The organism is Actinacidiphila acididurans, from assembly GCF_016918855.1.
Taxonomy (GTDB): Bacteria; Actinomycetota; Actinomycetes; order Streptomycetales; family Streptomycetaceae; genus Actinacidiphila; species Actinacidiphila acididurans.
Genome location: NZ_JADKYB010000007.1, coordinates 138319 through 153746 on the forward strand (window position 1 = coordinate 138319; position 15428 = coordinate 153746).

Here is a 15428-nt window from a genome sequence, read left to right on the forward strand (position 1 = left end):
AGGCACGATCGTGCGCGTATTGAGGGCTGTGGCGGTGGCCGCCGCAATGGTGACGGTGGGGGCGGCGGGGATGCTGGCCCCCCAAGCGGCGGTGGCGGGAACGCCGGGCGGCGGATTCGTGCGGCCGGCGCTGCCGCCCGGCGACGGCTCGCTGATCGGTGCGCTGCCGGTGGACGCGGGCGCCACCTGGGCGTTCGGGATGACGTTCGTCCCGTACGGCCGGGGCAGCGCCGTCACGCCGCTGCTGCTGACCGGGGACGGCGCGGGCCGGTGGAGCCAGGCACCGCTGGCCCCCTTCGGCGGGCACAGCCGGATCAACGCGGCGGCAGCGCACGGCGCCGGGGACGGCTGGGTGGTGGGCGACGAGGACGACTCGCTGGGCGGGATCTGGACCCAGCACTGGAACGGCTCGGCCTGGTCGCTGGTGACCGCGCCGCTGCCGGACGGGGCACGCGGCGGCGGCCTGCTGTCGGTGTCCGAGCCGGCCCCGGACGACGTGTGGGGCGCGGGCTGGTCGGAGATCACCGACAGCGTGATCCCCGACCCGAACGGCGGCCCGACCCAGATCGTCTCGCACTTCGAGGCGCTGGTGGAGCACTGGGACGGCTCCGCCTGGAAGCGGATCCCGGTGCCGCAGCCGGCGGACTTCACCCCGCAGACCGTGGTGGCCCGCGGGCCCGGCGACGTGTGGGTGGCCGGCTACAGCGCCGAGGACAACCCCGAGATCCAGCACTTCGACGGGCAGAACTGGACCAAGGAGGCACTGCCGGCCACCGGCGTGTTCGGCGAGGTCGCCCAGCTCGGCCAGAGCCCGGACGGCAGGCTGTGGGCGGTGGGCCGTACCGGCCTGGACGACAGCGACCGCGGGCACGCCCTGGTGCTGCGCCGTACCGCCGGCACCTGGCGCCAGGTCGCGGCCCCGCCGGCCCTGCACCGCTTCACCGGTCTCGCGGTCACCCCGGGCGGGATCACGGCGGTCGGCGACACCATTGCCGACGGCTCCCCCGCCCTCTACCGGCTGACCGGGCCGGCCTGGCGGCAGGTCCCGCTGCCGCAGCCGTCCGACGGGTCGTACTGGTACGTGCTCGGGCTCGCGGCCGGTCCCGCCGGCCTCACCCTGGCCGGCGCCGCGCAGACGTCGGAGACGACCGAGCCGGTTCCGCTGGTGCTCACCGGGTCCGGCGGCTGAGCGGCAGCCGTACGGCCTGTACGGCCCGTACGGCCCGGTCGGTTCGCTCCCGTCCGTCCGGTCAGTCCGTCAGGAACGCGGTGAGCGCCGCGGCCAGGTAGCCGGGGTCGTCGGCCGCGCACAGTTCGCGGGCGGAGTGCATGGACAGGATGGGCACGCCGACGTCGACCGTGGCGATGCCGTGGCGGGCGGCGGTGATCGGGCCGATCGTGGTGCCGCACGGGATGGTGTTGTTGGACACGAAGTGCTGGAACGGCACCCCGGCGCGCTCGCAGGCGGCGGCGAACAGGGCCCGGCCGGTGCCCTCGGTGGCGTAGCGCTGGTTGACGTTGGCCTTCAGGATGGGGCCGCCGCCCGCCTTCGGGTGGTGGGTGGGGTCGTGGCGCTCGGCGTAGTTCGGGTGCACCGCGTGGCCGACGTCGGAGGAGACGCAGACCGTGCCGGCCAGGGCCCGCAGCCGGTCCTCGTAGCTGCCGCCGCGGGCGTGCACCGAGCGCTCCAGCACATTGCCGAGCAGCGGGCCGCGCGCGCCGGAGTCGGACTCGCTGCCGTTCTCCTCGTGGTCGAAGGCGGCCAGCACCGGCACGTACGGCAGCGCGTCCCCGGTCGCCGCGGCGGCCAGCAGCGCGGCCAGCCCGGCGTGCACGGACAGCAGGTTGTCCAGCCGCGGGGCGGCCAGCAGTTCGCCGTCGCGGCCGAGCCGGGCGGGCGGCTGCACGTCGTGCGTCATCAGGTCCCAGCCGGTCACCTCGGTGGCCGGCACGCCCGCTTCCTCGGCCAGGAAGACGATCAGGTCGCCGTCCTGCGCCTCGCCCAGTCCCCACAGCGGCTGGAGGTGGCGCTGCTTGTCCAGGGTCAGGCCGTCGTTGACCGACCGGTCGAGGTGGATGGCGAGCTGCGCGACCCGCAGCAGCGGCCGGTCCACCGAGACCAGCCTGGTCGACCCGTCGCGCAGCACCAGCCGGCCGGCCAGGCCCAGGTCCCGGTCGAGCCAGCTGTTGATCAGCGGGCCGCCGTAGACCTCCACGGCCACCTGCCGCCAGCCGTGCGCGCCCAGGTCCGGCCGGGGCTTGACCCGCAGGTTCGGCGAGTCCGTGTGTGCGCCGACCACTCGGTACGGGCTGTACGGAAGGGCTCCGCCCGGGACGAACCAGGCGATCACCGCGCCGCCGCGCAGCACGAATTTGCCGCCGCTTTCGCCGTCCCACGCGTCCGTCTCGCTCACCTGCCGGAAGCCGGCTGCCGTCAGTCGCTCCGCGACGGTGGCCACGGCGTGGTACGGCGAGGGGCTCGCCGTGACGAACGCGGCGAGGTCATCTGTGTGGGTGTGGTCGAAAGGGCTCATGGCGGCCAAGCATAGGTTCGGGCCGGGCGAAGGGTGCCGTACTCCTTCGGCGGTGCGTTCTTCCGGCTTGGGCTTTTTACGGTTTCCAGCTCGGGGGGTTGCTGCTGTGTGCCGGGGCCTGCTGCGTTGTGGTTCCTCGCGCCCACGCGGCGCCAGCCGCACATCGGACACAGCCCCGCGCCCCTATGTCGGTGCCGCACTCCGCCTGGGCGGCAGCCCGCCGTCGTACCTGCGGTACATCGCCGGCTGCCGCCGCATCGTGGTTGCTCGCGCCCACGCGGCGCCAGCCGCACATCGGACACAGCCCCGCGCCCCTATGTCGGTGCCGCACTCCGCCTGGGCGGCAGCCCGCCGTCGTACCTGCGGTACACCGCCGGCTGCCGCCGCATCGTGGTTGCTCGCGCAGTTCCCCGCGCCCCTTTGGGTGCCGCACTCCACCGGGTCATGGTTGCTCGCCCCCACGCGGCGCCAGCCGCACATCGGGCACAGCCCCGCGCCCCTCATGGGTGCCGCACTCCACCGGGTGCCGCACTCCACCGGGTGCCGCACTCCGCCGGGTCGTGGTTGCTCGCGCCCACGCGGCGCCGGCCGCACATCGGGTGCAGATCGGACAGCTATCGGGTGCCGTACGCCGTCAGCGGCAGCAACGGATCAGAAGGCCTCTTCCGGGAGGTCCATCACCGTGAGGTCGACGGATTCGGCGAGGGTGCGGGTGGTGGCGAGGGTGGGGAGGATCGTGGCGGCGAAGAACTTGGCCGCGGCGATTTTGCCGGCGTAGAAGGGGGTGTCCTTGGGGGAGGCGGAGGGGAGTTTTTCGGTGGCGACGGCGGCGCCGCGGAGGAGGAGGTAGCCGACGACGACGTCGCCGGAGGCGAGGAGGAGGCGGGTGGTGTTGAGGCCGACCTTGTAGATGGAGCGGACGTCCTGCTCGGTGGCCGAGAGATCGGCGAGCATGGCGCCGACGATGGCCTCGAGGTCGGAGGCGGCGCGGGCGAGCTGGTCGCGGGCGGTGGCGAGCTCTTCACCGCCGGCGGCCTCGGCGAGGAACTTCTTGATCTCCTCGCTGAGGGCGGTGAGGGCCTGGCCCTGGTCGCGGACGATCTTCCGGAAGAAGTAGTCCTGGCCCTGGATGGCGGTGGTGCCCTCGTAGAGGGTGTCTATCTTGGCGTCGCGGATGTACTGCTCGACCGGGTACTCCTGGAGGTAGCCGGAGCCGCCGTACGTCTGGAGCGACTGGGCGAGCTGCTCGTAGGACTTCTCCGAGCCGTAGCCCTTGACGATGGGCAGGAGCAGGTCGTTGAGGGACTGGAGCCGCTTGGTGTCCTCGCCGGCCGCTTCGGCGACCTGGATGGCGTCCTGGACGGACGCGGTGTACAGGACCAGCGCGCGCATGCCCTCCGCGTACGCCTTCTGCGTCATGAGGGCGCGACGCACGTCGGGGTGGTGGGTGATGGTGACCTTGGGCGCGGTCTTGTCCATGAAGCGGGCCAGGTCGGGGCCCTGGACGCGCTCCTTGGCGTACTCCAGGGCGTTGAGGTAGCCGGTGGACAGGGTGGCGATGGCCTTGGTGCCGACCATCATCCGGGCGAACTCGATGATCCGGAACATCTGCCGGATGCCGTCGTGGCGGTCGCCGATCAGCCAGCCCTTGGCCGGGTGCTTGTCGCCGAAGGTCAGCTCGCAGGTGTTGGAGACCTTCAGGCCCATCTTGTGCTCGACGTTGGTGGCGTAGACGCCGTTGCGCTCGCCCAGCTCGCCGGTCTCCGGGTCGAACTCGTACTTCGGCACCAGGAACAGCGACAGCCCCTTCGTGCCGGGGCCGGCGCCCTCGGGACGGGCCAGCACGTAGTGGAGGATGTTGTCGGACAGGTCGTGCTCGCCGGACGTGATGAAGCGCTTCACGCCCTCGATGTGCCAGGAGCCGTCGGGCTGCTGGATCGCCTTGGTGCGGCCGGCGCCGACGTCGGAGCCCGCGTCCGGCTCGGTGAGCACCATGGTGGAGCCCCAGCGCTTGTCGACCGCGAGGGCGGCGATCTTCCGCTGCTCCTCGGTGCCCTCCTCGTGGAGGATCGCGGCGAACATCGGGCCCGAGGCGTACATCCACACCGCGGGGTTGGAGCCGAGCAGCAGTTCGGCGTAGGACCAGACCAGGGAGCGCGGCGCGGGGGTGCCGCCGATCTCCTCGGGCAGGCCCAGGCGCCAGTACTCGGAGTCCATGAAGGCGGCGAAGCTCTTCTTGAACGTGTCGGGGAGCGGCGCGGTGTTGGTCTCCGGGTCGAAGACGGGCGGGTTGCGGTCACCGTCGGCGAAGGACTCGGCCAGCTCGTTCTCGGCCAGCCGCGCCAGTTCGCCGAGGATGTCGCGCGCGGTCTCGGCGTCGGTTTCCGCGAACGGACCGGTGCCGTAGAGCTGGTCGCGCCCGAGCACCTCGAAGAGGTTGAACTCGATGTCGCGGAGGTTCGACTTGTAGTGGCCCATGAGGCTGGCTCCTGGCTCCGTTTCCGGCACTGTTTCCGGCACTGCTGTCACGACAGATCATGCGATGCGCACATCTAGGGGTCGTGGTAAATGATGCTACCCGTCAGTAATAAGAAGCAAGCCCCATCGGCCGGATGTGACGTGATTCCTTCGTTAGGCTTGGACGCGTGTACGGCTACGAGCAGAGCGTGAACTCAGGGCCCGGCGTCCCGGGCGGCGGCGCCATGGGCGGCGGCTACGCCGAACCGTCGGCCGCCTATCCCGAGCCGTCCCCGCCGTCGCTGGCCGACGCGGTGCGCGCCTTCACCACCGGCTCGATGGCCGCCGAGGACTTCCAGGCGATCTTCGCCACGTCCAAGGTGTACTGCCCGCGCGGCGAGAACCCCGGCTTCCTGGCGCTGCACGACACCCAGCAGCCGGTCATCCCGATGTTCTCCTCCCTGAAGGAGCTGCGGCGGTACGCAGGCAAGGAGTCCAAGTACTTCGTGATCACCGGCGCCGAGGTGCTGGACCTGCTGCCCACGGGGTACGGCTTCGTGCTCGACATCGACGGGCAGCACCGGATGGTGTTCGACGCGAAGGCGGTCGAGCAGATGGTCGACTTCACGATGCGCAGGATGTACGGATAGCGGACGCTTCGGGTCCCGCGGAACCGGGCAGGACCGGGCCGGAGACCGGGCAGAACCCTGCGGGAACAGCTACGCCTTGCTGGATGTTCAGCTTTCAACTAGATTGGAAGCAGAGGAACCGAAGGAGGGCTGTCATGCCTGCCGTCACCGTGGACAATCCGCTGACCCTGCCGAAGGTGACCGCGCCCACCGGCGCCCGCCCGCGGCCCGCGCTCGCGGTCAGCACCGCGCCCAGCGGCCTGGAGGGCGAGGGCTTCCCGGTCCGCCGCGCCTTCGCGGGCATCGACTACAAGTACCTCGACCCGTTCATCATGATGGACCAGATGGGCGAGGTCGACTACGCGGCCGGTGAGCCCAAGGGCACCCCCTGGCACCCGCACCGCGGCTTCGAGACCGTCACGTACATCATGGACGGCACCTTCATCCACCAGGACTCGCACGGTGGTGGCGGCACCATCACCAACGGCGACACCCAGTGGATGACGGCCGGCTCCGGCCTGCTGCACATCGAGACGCCGCCCGAGGAGCTGGTGCTCAGCGGTGGCCTCTTCCACGGGCTGCAGCTGTGGGTGAACCTGCCGCGCAACGACAAGATGATCGCGCCGAAGTACCAGGACATCCGGGCCGGCGGCCTGAAGCTGCTGACCTCCGCGGACGGCGGCGCCCTGATCCGGCTGATCGCCGGCGACCTGGACGGCCACCAGGGTCCGGGGGCCACCCACACCCCGATCACGATGATCCACCTGTCGCTCACCGCGGGCGCCGAGGTCACCCTGCCCTGGCGCTCGGACTTCAACGCCCTCGCCTACGGCCTGGCCGGCAGCGGCTTCGCGGGCCCCGAGCAGCGCCCCTTCCGGATGGGCCAGGCCGTGGTCTACGGCGGCGGCGAAACACTGACCGTCCGCGCCGCGGAGACCCAGGACTCCCGCAGCGCCCACCTCGAGGTCGTCCTGCTGGGCGGCCGGCCGATCCGCGAGCCGATGATGCAGTACGGCCCGTTCGTCATGAACACCCACGCCGAACTCGCCCAGGCCTTCGACGACTTCCAGGCCGGCCGCCTCGGCACCATCCCGGCCGACTCGCCGTACGGCCGCTGAGTCCTGCCGTACAGCTTGTGCGTTTCTGGCGCGGGGACGAGCCCGCGGAACCGCGCCCAGGGTGGCTGTTGCGCGTACGGACGACGCCGGCCCTCCGCACTGTCGACGCGGAGGGCCGTGGAGAGTCAAGGTGTTGATCTCGCTCAAGGGTCGCGTTACGAACCGCCTGCGGGATGTCGCTACAGGACGTGGCGGTATCGCGCCCACTGTTGGGCTGCCGTTCGTACGTTCGCGGTGAAGGGGTCAGGGTCGGGTCCGGCAACCTGGTCCCAGTAGTTCGCCTTGGCCTCCGCGAAGGCCGTCAGCGCCTCCGGCGGGGCCTCACGCCAGGCCGGTACTTCGCCGGCCCATTTCTCCGCGGAAGCGGGATCGTGCTTGCCTGCGGCCATGAGCCAGATGACCCAGTAACCGGCGTCCAGCCACGCGGCCCCACAAGATGCCCAGGCCCAATCGACCAGCTTGGCCGAAGAGCCCGTCACGATCACGTTCGTGTCGTTCGGGTCCGTGTGGACCAGCGCCTCCCCCTTGAAGAGGTTGGCGTCGGAAGGCTTCGTCACGTAGCTCTTGAGGCGGTCATCCACGGGCCGCAGATCGAGGTCGGGGCATGGCGTCTCGGAGAGGCGGGAAAGCAGCGTGGCGACCATCGGCAGGTCTGCCGACCCGGCAGAGTAGTCGGCGTGGTGACCTTCGAGGGCTTCGAAGATCAGCAGCTCCCAGCCATGGTCGCTGATGTGCCGGATGAGAGCCGGTGAGAGCCCGTTCAGGTGGGGGTTGATCTCGGCTTCCCGCTGCTGTGTCCACACACGCTTGTGGCTGGACTGGAGTCCCTTGACGAAGTAGGTCCCGGAGGCGCAACGGATGCGTACGGCGATCTGGCTGTTGTACCCCTCGCTCACGGACACCACCTCGCCGATGGGGCCCGTGCGGGCCTCGATGTCGGCGACCAGGCCCGGCGGGAGGATGCCGAACGCCATTCGTGCTGTCGTCACGATGTGCTCTCATGCGTAGGCCGGCGGGCCGGCTCTCGCCGACCCGCCAGCAGTCGGTGCGGACGTTCAGTTGTAGGGGTTGTCGTCGCCGCAGCCCGGCGTGGCCCCCTCGGCCAGGGTCTCGACATCTTCCACGATGACCGGCCCCGCGGGCTCCATCGCTACTCCCGTGATCGGCCTGGGTGCGAGGGTGCCGACTGAAGGGCGCGTGGTGATCTCCACGACTACAGCCGTCATAGAGCATCATCTCCGTTTCCGTGTTGGCAGTACGTTTCCAGCGGTGCCTTCGCTTGCTGGTAGACCTTCGCCAGCGGCCGGCACACTCGGCACGTGGCCGAGAGCCGGCAGCCGCTACAGCCACCGGAGCGAAGCATTTGGGCGTCCGCGATGGCGGGCAGACGCAGCAGACCGTCCAGTCCTTCTGCCATGAGGCCGATCGGGTTCTTCCGGCCGACCTTGCACATGGTTGCGAACCCGTGCGGGTCCACATGGAAGAACGTGTGACCTGCGGGACAGCCGTTGAAGACGGCGGATTTGTCGAGGAACCCGGGGGCTTGGGCGGCCAGCGGGTCAGGTGTTCCGTCGTAGGTCGGTGAGATGTTCGCGTACTCAGTGAAGGAGGTCGCGTACTCCTCGGCCAGGGTCCGCATCGCGGGTACTTCGTGGGCGTTGTGCTTGGTGATGATGAGCGCGAGTTCCACCGCGACGCCGGCCTCCTTCATGGCCTGGAGCCCGCGGATCAGGAGTTTGAAGGCCCCGCGCTTACGGGTCAGCGCATCGAAGCTCTCTTCTGACGCCCCGTACAGAGAGACGGTCACCTTGTGGGGGCGCAGCGAGGACAGGAGATCGATGATCTCGGGGCGGTGGAGCCGGCTTCCGTTGGTCAGGATTTCGATGAGCATACCGAGCCGGTAGGCGTACTCGTAGGAATGGGCGAAGTCCTTGTCGATGGTGGGCTCGCCGCCCGTGAACTGGAGCCACAGCACGCCGGCGTCACGAATCAGGTCGAGGAGTTGTTCCTTGCCGTCTCTCGGAAGGCCCTCGAACCGGCGCTCTGCGAGGTAGCAGTGCTCACAGTTGAAGTTGCACCCCTTGTTGATCTCCCACGTCGCCCGGTTGTACCCAAGGCGCGTGGGAGTACGAACCAGCACGCTGCCCGGCGTGGAGAGGACGGCAGCGCTGAGGCCCCACGCCTTCTCTGCCAGCGGTGGCAACCAGGCCGGCAGGCCACCGTTGCTGGTCACGGCCTCGCTCAAGCCGGTGAACATGGCTTCGGGGATCTGCACCGCCGTCCGGGCTCCCGGGCGTACGAGGGTGAATTTTCCGTTCTGTGGGCTGGCGATAATTTCATGCATTGGGCTCCCCTTTACTCCGCTGGATGGGTGGAGCCTGGGCCCGGAATCGCCCTGGCCGGGGAATGGCGGGGGGGTAGAGCGTCAGACCGTCGCTGCGGCGCTCGCGGGCTCGTGGGTGGGGTTCCAGGGGTCGTGGATCTGCCAGGTGTGGCCGCCGGGGTGGTCCTGGTATTCGCAGCAGCGGCCGTGTTCGGCGTGGGTGGCGGGGCAGTCGGGCAGGACCAGAAGGTTCTCCGGGCCACGGTCGTCGGACCACCGGGTCCACACGGCAGTGTTGTCGGCCACGGCGTTGACCATGGCGTAGTGCTGGCCGGTGGTGTGGTGCTCCAGGGTGCAGCGCAGGTCCCGGATGTCGGCAGGCATGCCGGCAGCGTCCCCCGCCCATGCCAGAGCGGTACGGGCCAGCGGGTAGGGCAGGACGGTCAGGGTCGAGCAGATGGGCGGACGGCTGGTGATGGTGGTGTTGGGCAAGGCACTGTCCTGTAGCTGAAGTGGATGGTGGTGGGTGTTTCGAGGGTTGGCCTGCTGCCGGTAGGGCCTGCAGGCACGGCCGAAGGGTTCTGGGTGGTGCGGGTTGGTGCCGCTCCGGTCACACGGGACGGGGAAGCCGGCCCGGGAACGGGGTGGGATCCGGGGCGCTGCCGCTCGCGCGGCGTCTCGTACCGCTGTGGCTGTCCCCTGTCCGTGGACACCTGTGCCTGCTGTGCAGGTGGCGTGATCAGGAGGCGCGCCCAGACCAGCTTGCCGGAGGTGGGAGTGGGGTAGATGTAGCCCCAAGCTGCGCTGAGCCCAGCGACCAGCAAGAGCCCGCGGCCCGACTCGGCTTCGTCTGACGGCTCTCGCAGGACAGGGGGTCGGCGATCCTTGTCGTACACAAGGATGAGCAGGTGATCCGGCATGAGCCGCAGGTTGAGAGTGCAGCCGTGAACGGTGGGCTCCCCAGGAGATTGTTCGTGGCCCGGCTGCGGCTGTGGGTTGGCGTGACGTACGGCATTGCTGATCAGCTCGCCGACGATCGACAGAGCATCGGCCTTGGCCGGGGCTGGGACTCGCCAGGCGCGAAGTACGTCCTCGGTGTGCATGCGGGCGTACCTGGACGCTGACGGTGTGGATGCCAGGTCTAGCCGGTTGTGGAGTGGTCCCACCGCTGGTCCTTCCTGGGCGCGGCTCGCTGTCTGTAACCAGAGAACTCCGCTGGACCAAGATCACTTGGCACAAAGCTTGCACAACAGGACGGTCGCCAGGTTCATTTGATGTGGCAACAGGTCCCTTCGTGGAAGAGTGGCTTCATGGAGAGCACACCTGCGGCCGGTGAAAACATCGCCGTCCTGCGTAAGGCCCGAGGGATGGGCCAGGCCAAGCTCGCTCGCGAAGCGGGCATCTCGCTTTCCCTGCTCAGCAAAATCGAAGTGGGGACCCGTGCCGCGACGCCACCGGTGGTGGCCGATATCGCGAGGGCTCTCCACGTCACCACAGCACGGATCTACGGCCAACCGTTCATGGGACCGTCCGAGCAGGCCGACCTGCTCAACGAACTGCGCAGTGCTGTAAGGCGGCACACGCTCCCGCGAGAAGATCAGCCGACCCCAACCGCGCTGGCCGAAGAACTCAATCGCGCTGCCGCGCTGCGGGCGGACACGCGGTATCTGGAACTGCTGAGGCTGCTGCCCTCGCTCCTGGGCCGGGTCACGGCGAGCGCTCTGGCCTCCGGCGGCGACGCGACGGCGTGGGGCTACGTGGCCGACGTCTACAGTTGCGCATACGCCGTTGCCCACCGGCTCGGTCAACCCGATCTCGCGGACATGATCGTGTCCCGTCAGTTCTGGGCTGCTCAGCAGACATGGAATCCGCAGGCCGAGGCCGCGGCGGCCTGGAATGAAGCAGGTACGTATCAGTCGGCCGGCCAGTACGAGGACGGCCTGGCGATCGTTGAGCGCGCCATCGGACGCTACGAAGCTGCACGGTCGAACGGGGTGGATCGGGTCGTCCACCTCGGTAGCCTGCATCTGCGCGGCGTGGTGCTCGCCTCCCGCAACAAGGACAAGCAAGCCACCGCGGAACACCTGCGGCGCGCCCACGAACTGGCAAGTCAACTTGACTCGGACATGCTCAGGCACAACCTGACATTCGGCGCGGGAAACACGGCTCTGTACGAATTGGCTGCCCGAGTGGAGCTTGGCCAGCCAGACAAAGCCACAGAGATGTCAGCGCCTCTGGTGACAACTCCGCCGCCCGGTTTGAAACCGAACCGAGTCGGCCGGCTCTACATCGACGTGGCTCGGGCGAGGCTCGCTACGAAGGATCTGCCCGGCGCCGAGGAAGCACTCAAGCGTGCCTTCGCTGTTGCCCCTCAACTGTCGGAAATCCATCCGATGAGCCGTGAAGTTCTCCGCGTGCTGTTCGTTCTCCACCAGCGGTCAAAGCCTGAACTCCTGACCATGGCAAAGCGGGCGGGTTTGGCCTCTTAGCCCACTGGGCCTGACCAGCCCACTTCAGCAACTGTGCCCAAAGAAGCGCGGCAGCACGCCTGGGCACGAGGAACTTTCCGGTCGGTCGCTCAGCGCACGCTTGCCATGTAGTGCGTCCAGATCGCGGTCGGCATGCCGCTTCCGGGCTGCGCAGCCGGCCGGCCCTCCGTGCCCGTCAGCGGCATCAGCTGCTGCGTTCTGGGGTCGATACGGAAGACGGTCACGGCCGTCGCCGCCCGGGAGTCGTAGCCGACGAAGGACGCGGAGGTGTTGTCCGGTGCCGTCCCCGGTGTGCCGGCCAGGCCCGGTCCCGCCGCCGCGACCTGCTTGGCGGCACCGGCGGTGACGCTGTCGCGCAGCGCGTCCGTCACGTCGGCGGCGACCTGCGGCGTGAAGGGGTGCGTGACGACGGGCGCGGGCAGCGTGATCCGGTCGCCGCCATGGGTGATGCGCAGCACCGAATACGGTTCGGTGTGCGTGCCGCCCGCCAGGAAGGTCCCGTACGCGGCGGCCATGCGGATCGGGCTGGGGGTGGCGGTGCCGAGCGAGAACTGCGGGACCTGCTCGCCGAATCCGGTGTCCTGGAGCAGCCCGGCGTCGAGGGACGCCTGCCGCAGCTTGTCGATGCCGACGTCCATGCCCAGTTGCATGATGGGACCGTTGACGCCCTCGGCCACCGCCTGCCGCAGCGTGATCCTGCCGTAGGAGCGCTTGCCGGCGTTGGCGGTTCTGACGATTCTGCCGTTCCGGTCCCAGTACGGGCCTTCGGGCGTTTGTATCGGTACGTGGTCGTCGCCGTCGTAGACCGAGTCCGGGGTGACCGGCACGCGGGGCGCGTCGCGGGTGCGCACCACGCCGTCGCGCAGGGCGGCCGCGTACACCAGGGGGGCGTATGTGGTGCCGGCCGGGACGATGGAGATGTTGGCGTCGTCGAAGCCCTGGGTGACGTAGTCCGGGCCGCCGTAGAGGGCGAGGATGCGGCCGTCGCCGGCGACGGAGGCCGCGCCGACCCGGACGTCGCGGTCGGCCGGGCGGGTCGCCGGGCGCAGGTCCGCCATGCGCTGCTTGACCGCGGCGTCGAGCGCCTGGACCTTGGGCTTTTCGAAGGTCGTGTAGATCTGATAGCCCCCGAGGTCGAACCGGGCGTCGGAGATGTCGCTGTGCTGGGAGATCCAGGCCCGCGCGGTGTCGACCAGGTAGCCGGTCTCGCCGCTCAGCCCGGCCGGCCGGGGCGGCGCCTTGGGCTCGGGGAAGGTCTTGTACTGCGCGCGTTCGGCGGGGGACAGCTGCCCGATCGCGACCATGCGGTCCAGCACCCACTTCCACCGGGCCACCGCCCGTTGGTGGTTGGCCTTGCTGATCGCGGGGTCGTAGAGGCCGGCGCCCTTGAGCAGCGAGGCGAGGAAGGCCCCCTCACTGGCGTTGAGCTGCGAGACGTCCTTGCCGTAGTACGCCTTGGCCGCGCGCTGGATGCCGTAGGCGCCGCGGCCGAACCAGCTCGTGTTCAGGTAGCCGTCGAGGATCTGCTGCTTGCTCTCCTTGTTGTCGAGCTTGATCGAGATGAAGATCTCGTCGATCTTGCGGGAGAGGGTCTGGGACTGGTTGAGATAGGCGTTCTTGACGTACTGCTGGGTGATGGTGGAGCCGCCCTGGACGTCGCCGCCGGTGGCCATCTTCGTCACGGCGCGCGCGAGGCCCCGGGGTGAGACTCCGTGGTCGTGGTAGAAGTTCGCGTTCTCCGCCGCCAGCACGGCCCACTGGACGGACGAGGGGATGCGGTCCAGGGGCATCGCCTGCCGGTCGACCGGGCCGACGCGGGCCATCTCGGTGCCGTCGGCCCAGTAGTAGACGTTGTCCTGCTGGGTGGCGAAGGTGTTGAGCTCGGCGGGGATCGCGGTGCGCTCGTAGGCGTAGACGACGAGCGCGGTCAGGGCGAGCACCGACCACACGCACAGCAGCAGGACCTGCCGTGGGGAGGGCAGCCAGCGGCGTACGCCGGTACGGCCGGGTCGCGGGTAGCGCGGCCGCAGTTTCCGCAGGCCCCGCCGCAGCAGCCGCGCGGTCCGTAACCGCCGCGCGATCCGGGCCGGGCCGGCTCCCCGTACCCGTGCCGCATTCCGTGCCCGGTCCGCCAGGCGCGTCAGCCGGGCCCGCCACTGGGGGGTCATGAGCCGCCGTGTGAACATCCGCATCCCTCGCTGGAGCCGCCGTACCGGAGCCGCATCCGTGCCGGAACCGTCCGTGCCGGAACGGCTGTTGCCGGAGGCCGGAACCGACGTCGGGACCGGCGGGGATCACCGTAGGAAGGGGTTGGGACAGTCCCTGGATCGGTTCGTCACGGTCCCGCAACAGATGGGCCGGGGCGTTGACGTGCTGCGGTCCGGCGGGCGGCGCCCGGTGGCGGGCGCGGCCGTTACCGTCTCGTGATCATTTGGGCCAGGGACCATCATGCGCGGACCCCAGAGTGAAGCCGTACCTCTGCCCCGGCGTCCTTGGTTCCCGTGAGCCGCCGTCGCCCCGCGATCCGTCCCCCAGGAGACCTCATGCCTCGACTGCGGCAGCGAATATCGGCGTTACGGCCGGCAGTCCGCCGGCGCCCCGGTGTCTACGCGCTGTGCGGAGTGCTGTCCGCGGCCCTGATCGGCACGGTCGTGGGGGTCACGACCGCGTCGGGCCACTCGGACGGCGGGGCCGGTGGCGCGGCGGCCGCCCCCGACCGGGCGACGGCGTCCGCGAACCGCCCGGCGCCGAAGGGGACGACGCGGACGACGCCGGCGCCGACTCCCACCTGGGACGGGAAGACCAAGGTGATCGGGGACGGCTCGACCTCCTACACCGGGCCGCAGCCCCACCAGTTGAAGCCGGAGAAGCTCAAGCCCGGTGAGAAGCCGCCCCAGTTCGTCGTGTTCTCGTGGGACGGCGCCCTGGAGAACGACGACCACCTCTTCTCCCGCTTCCGCGAACTGGCCCAGCAGAACAACGCCCACATGACGTTCTTCCTCAGCGGCCTGTACCTCCTGCCGAAGGCCAAGCGCACCCTCTACCACCCGCCGATGCACTCCGCCGGCTCGGCCGCCATCGACTTCCCGACCGACCAGCACATCCGGTGGACGCTCCAGCAACTGCGGCTGGCCTGGGAGGACGGCGACGAGATCGGCACCCACTTCAACGGCCACTTCTGCGCGCCCGACCCCGGTGGCGGCGGCAACTGGACCACCGCGGACTGGCTGAGCGAGATCTCCCAGGCGAAGTCGTTCGTCCGCGACTGGAAGACGAACACCGGCTTCACCGACATCCCGCCGCTGCCCTTCGACTACGACCAGGAACTCGTCGGCGGCCGCGCGCCGTGCCTGGAGGGGCAGAAGAACCTGCTGCCCGCCGCCAAGTCCCTCGGCTGGCGCTACGACGCGAGCTCGCCGGGCGACTTCCAGCAGTGGCCGGCCAAGAAGGACGGGGTCTGGAACTTCCCGCTGGAACTGGTGCCGTATCCCGACAAGGACTACCAGGTGCTGTCGATGGACTTCAATTTCCTCTACCACCAGTCCGGCGGCGACGTCACCGAGGGCGACCCGGCGAAGTACGCGCAGTGGGAGAAGACCACCCGCGACGGCTATCTCAACGGCTTCGAGCGCGCCTACAACGGCAGCCGAGCCCCCCTCTTCATCGGCAACCACTTCGAGACCTGGAACGGCGGGATCTACATGCAGGCCGTCGCGGACGTCGTGAAGGACGTCTGCAACCGCCCGGGAGTGCGCTGTGTGTCCTTCAAGGAGCTGTGCGACTGGCTCGACGCCCAGGACCCGGCGGTCCTGGCCAAGCTGCGCAACCTCGACCCGGGCGAGTCCCCGGACTGGTCGACGTTCCTGAAGAAGTGACCC

13 protein-coding genes are annotated in these 15428 nt (G+C 69.7%); 5 read left to right on the forward strand and 8 right to left on the reverse strand.

Annotated elements, in window-relative coordinates; translation table 11 throughout:
• Positions 1 to 10 precede the first annotated feature (10 nt).
• On the forward strand, positions 11 to 1189 hold the full coding sequence (locus tag ITX44_RS14995) for a hypothetical protein (RefSeq protein WP_205357705.1): 1179 nt from the start codon (positions 11 to 13) through the stop codon (positions 1187 to 1189).
• 61 nt (positions 1190 to 1250) lie between these two features.
• On the opposite strand, the gene ITX44_RS15000 is transcribed toward ITX44_RS14995, so the two are convergent.
• Both ITX44_RS15000 and ITX44_RS15005 read right to left on the reverse strand, forming a co-directional pair.
• Positions 1251 to 2534, reverse strand: a complete 1284-nt coding sequence (locus ITX44_RS15000) for a M18 family aminopeptidase (protein ID WP_205357706.1) — start codon at positions 2532 to 2534, stop codon at positions 1251 to 1253.
• Positions 2535 to 3185: 651 nt separating this feature from the next.
• The gene (locus ITX44_RS15005; RefSeq protein WP_205357707.1) at positions 3186 to 5012 is read right to left on the reverse strand and encodes an acyl-CoA dehydrogenase; all 1827 of its coding nucleotides are present in this window, start codon (positions 5010 to 5012) and stop codon (positions 3186 to 3188) included.
• A 167-nt stretch (positions 5013 to 5179) separates the two neighbouring features.
• Between ITX44_RS15005 and ITX44_RS15010 the strand changes: the two genes are divergently transcribed.
• Complete coding sequence (locus ITX44_RS15010; RefSeq protein WP_205357708.1) at positions 5180 to 5641, forward strand: SseB family protein; 462 nt, start codon at positions 5180 to 5182, stop codon at positions 5639 to 5641.
• A gap of 134 nt (positions 5642 to 5775) precedes the next feature.
• Positions 5776 to 6738, forward strand: a complete 963-nt coding sequence (locus ITX44_RS15015; RefSeq protein ID WP_205357709.1) for a pirin family protein — start codon at positions 5776 to 5778, stop codon at positions 6736 to 6738.
• Positions 6739 to 6917: 179 nt separating this feature from the next.
• Here ITX44_RS15015 and ITX44_RS15020 read toward each other — a convergent pair whose 3' ends face one another.
• From ITX44_RS15020 to ITX44_RS43015, 5 genes are all read right to left on the reverse strand, one after another.
• Positions 6918 to 7712, reverse strand: coding sequence for a protein kinase family protein (locus ITX44_RS15020; RefSeq protein ID WP_205357710.1), 795 nt, complete (start codon positions 7710 to 7712; stop codon positions 6918 to 6920).
• Between the two features lie 81 nt (positions 7713 to 7793).
• Positions 7794 to 7964, reverse strand: a complete 171-nt coding sequence (locus ITX44_RS15025) for a hypothetical protein (protein WP_205357711.1) — start codon at positions 7962 to 7964, stop codon at positions 7794 to 7796.
• A complete protein-coding gene (locus ITX44_RS15030; protein ID WP_205357712.1) occupies positions 7961 to 9082 on the reverse strand; it encodes a radical SAM protein in 1122 nt (373 codons plus the stop codon). Before ITX44_RS15030 ends, ITX44_RS15025 begins: the two co-directional genes overlap by 4 nt.
• 81 nt (positions 9083 to 9163) lie before the next feature.
• Positions 9164 to 9553 carry a hypothetical protein gene (locus ITX44_RS15035; RefSeq protein WP_205357713.1) on the reverse strand — a complete coding sequence of 130 codons (390 nt, stop codon included), beginning with the start codon at positions 9551 to 9553 and terminating at the stop codon, positions 9164 to 9166.
• Positions 9505 to 10227 carry an ATP-binding protein gene (locus ITX44_RS43015; RefSeq protein WP_372440918.1) on the reverse strand — a complete coding sequence of 241 codons (723 nt, stop codon included), beginning with the start codon at positions 10225 to 10227 and terminating at the stop codon, positions 9505 to 9507. Before ITX44_RS43015 ends, ITX44_RS15035 begins: the two co-directional genes overlap by 49 nt.
• A 144-nt stretch (positions 10228 to 10371) precedes the next feature.
• Between ITX44_RS43015 and ITX44_RS15045 the strand changes: the two genes are divergently transcribed.
• The gene (locus tag ITX44_RS15045) at positions 10372 to 11550 is read left to right on the forward strand and encodes a helix-turn-helix domain-containing protein (protein ID WP_205357715.1); all 1179 of its coding nucleotides are present in this window, start codon (positions 10372 to 10374) and stop codon (positions 11548 to 11550) included.
• Positions 11551 to 11639: 89 nt separating this feature from the next.
• On the opposite strand, the gene ITX44_RS15050 is transcribed toward ITX44_RS15045, so the two are convergent.
• Entirely contained in the window at positions 11640 to 13718 is a 2079-nt protein-coding gene (locus ITX44_RS15050; protein ID WP_205357716.1) for a transglycosylase domain-containing protein, read from the reverse strand.
• 375 nt (positions 13719 to 14093) lie between these two features.
• On the opposite strand from ITX44_RS15050, the gene ITX44_RS15055 reads away from it, so the two are divergent.
• Positions 14094 to 15425 (forward strand): polysaccharide deacetylase family protein, encoded by a 1332-nt coding sequence (locus tag ITX44_RS15055; protein WP_236060622.1) that lies wholly within the window; start codon positions 14094 to 14096, stop codon positions 15423 to 15425.
• The last annotated feature ends 3 nt before the right edge of the window (positions 15426 to 15428 follow it).

Bases quoted from the DNA above. Each gene is read 5' to 3' on its own strand.
- ITX44_RS15000 (WP_205357706.1), bottom strand. From the start codon at position 2,534: ATGAGCCCTTTCGACCACACCCACACAGATGACCTCGCCGCGTTCGTC.
- ITX44_RS15050 (WP_205357716.1), bottom strand. From the start codon at position 13,718: ATGACCCCCCAGTGGCGGGCCCGGCTGACGCGCCTGGCGGACCGGGCA.
- ITX44_RS15045 (WP_205357715.1), top strand. From the start codon at position 10,372: ATGGAGAGCACACCTGCGGCCGGTGAAAACATCGCCGTCCTGCGTAAG.
- ITX44_RS15025 (WP_205357711.1), bottom strand. From the start codon at position 7,964: ATGACGGCTGTAGTCGTGGAGATCACCACGCGCCCTTCAGTCGGCACC.
- ITX44_RS15020 (WP_205357710.1), bottom strand. From the start codon at position 7,712: ATGGCGTTCGGCATCCTCCCGCCGGGCCTGGTCGCCGACATCGAGGCC.
- ITX44_RS15005 (WP_205357707.1), bottom strand. From the start codon at position 5,012: ATGGGCCACTACAAGTCGAACCTCCGCGACATCGAGTTCAACCTCTTC.
- ITX44_RS15055 (WP_236060622.1), top strand. From the start codon at position 14,094: ATGCCTCGACTGCGGCAGCGAATATCGGCGTTACGGCCGGCAGTCCGC.
- ITX44_RS15030 (WP_205357712.1), bottom strand. From the start codon at position 9,082: ATGCATGAAATTATCGCCAGCCCACAGAACGGAAAATTCACCCTCGTA.
- ITX44_RS15015 (WP_205357709.1), top strand. From the start codon at position 5,776: ATGCCTGCCGTCACCGTGGACAATCCGCTGACCCTGCCGAAGGTGACC.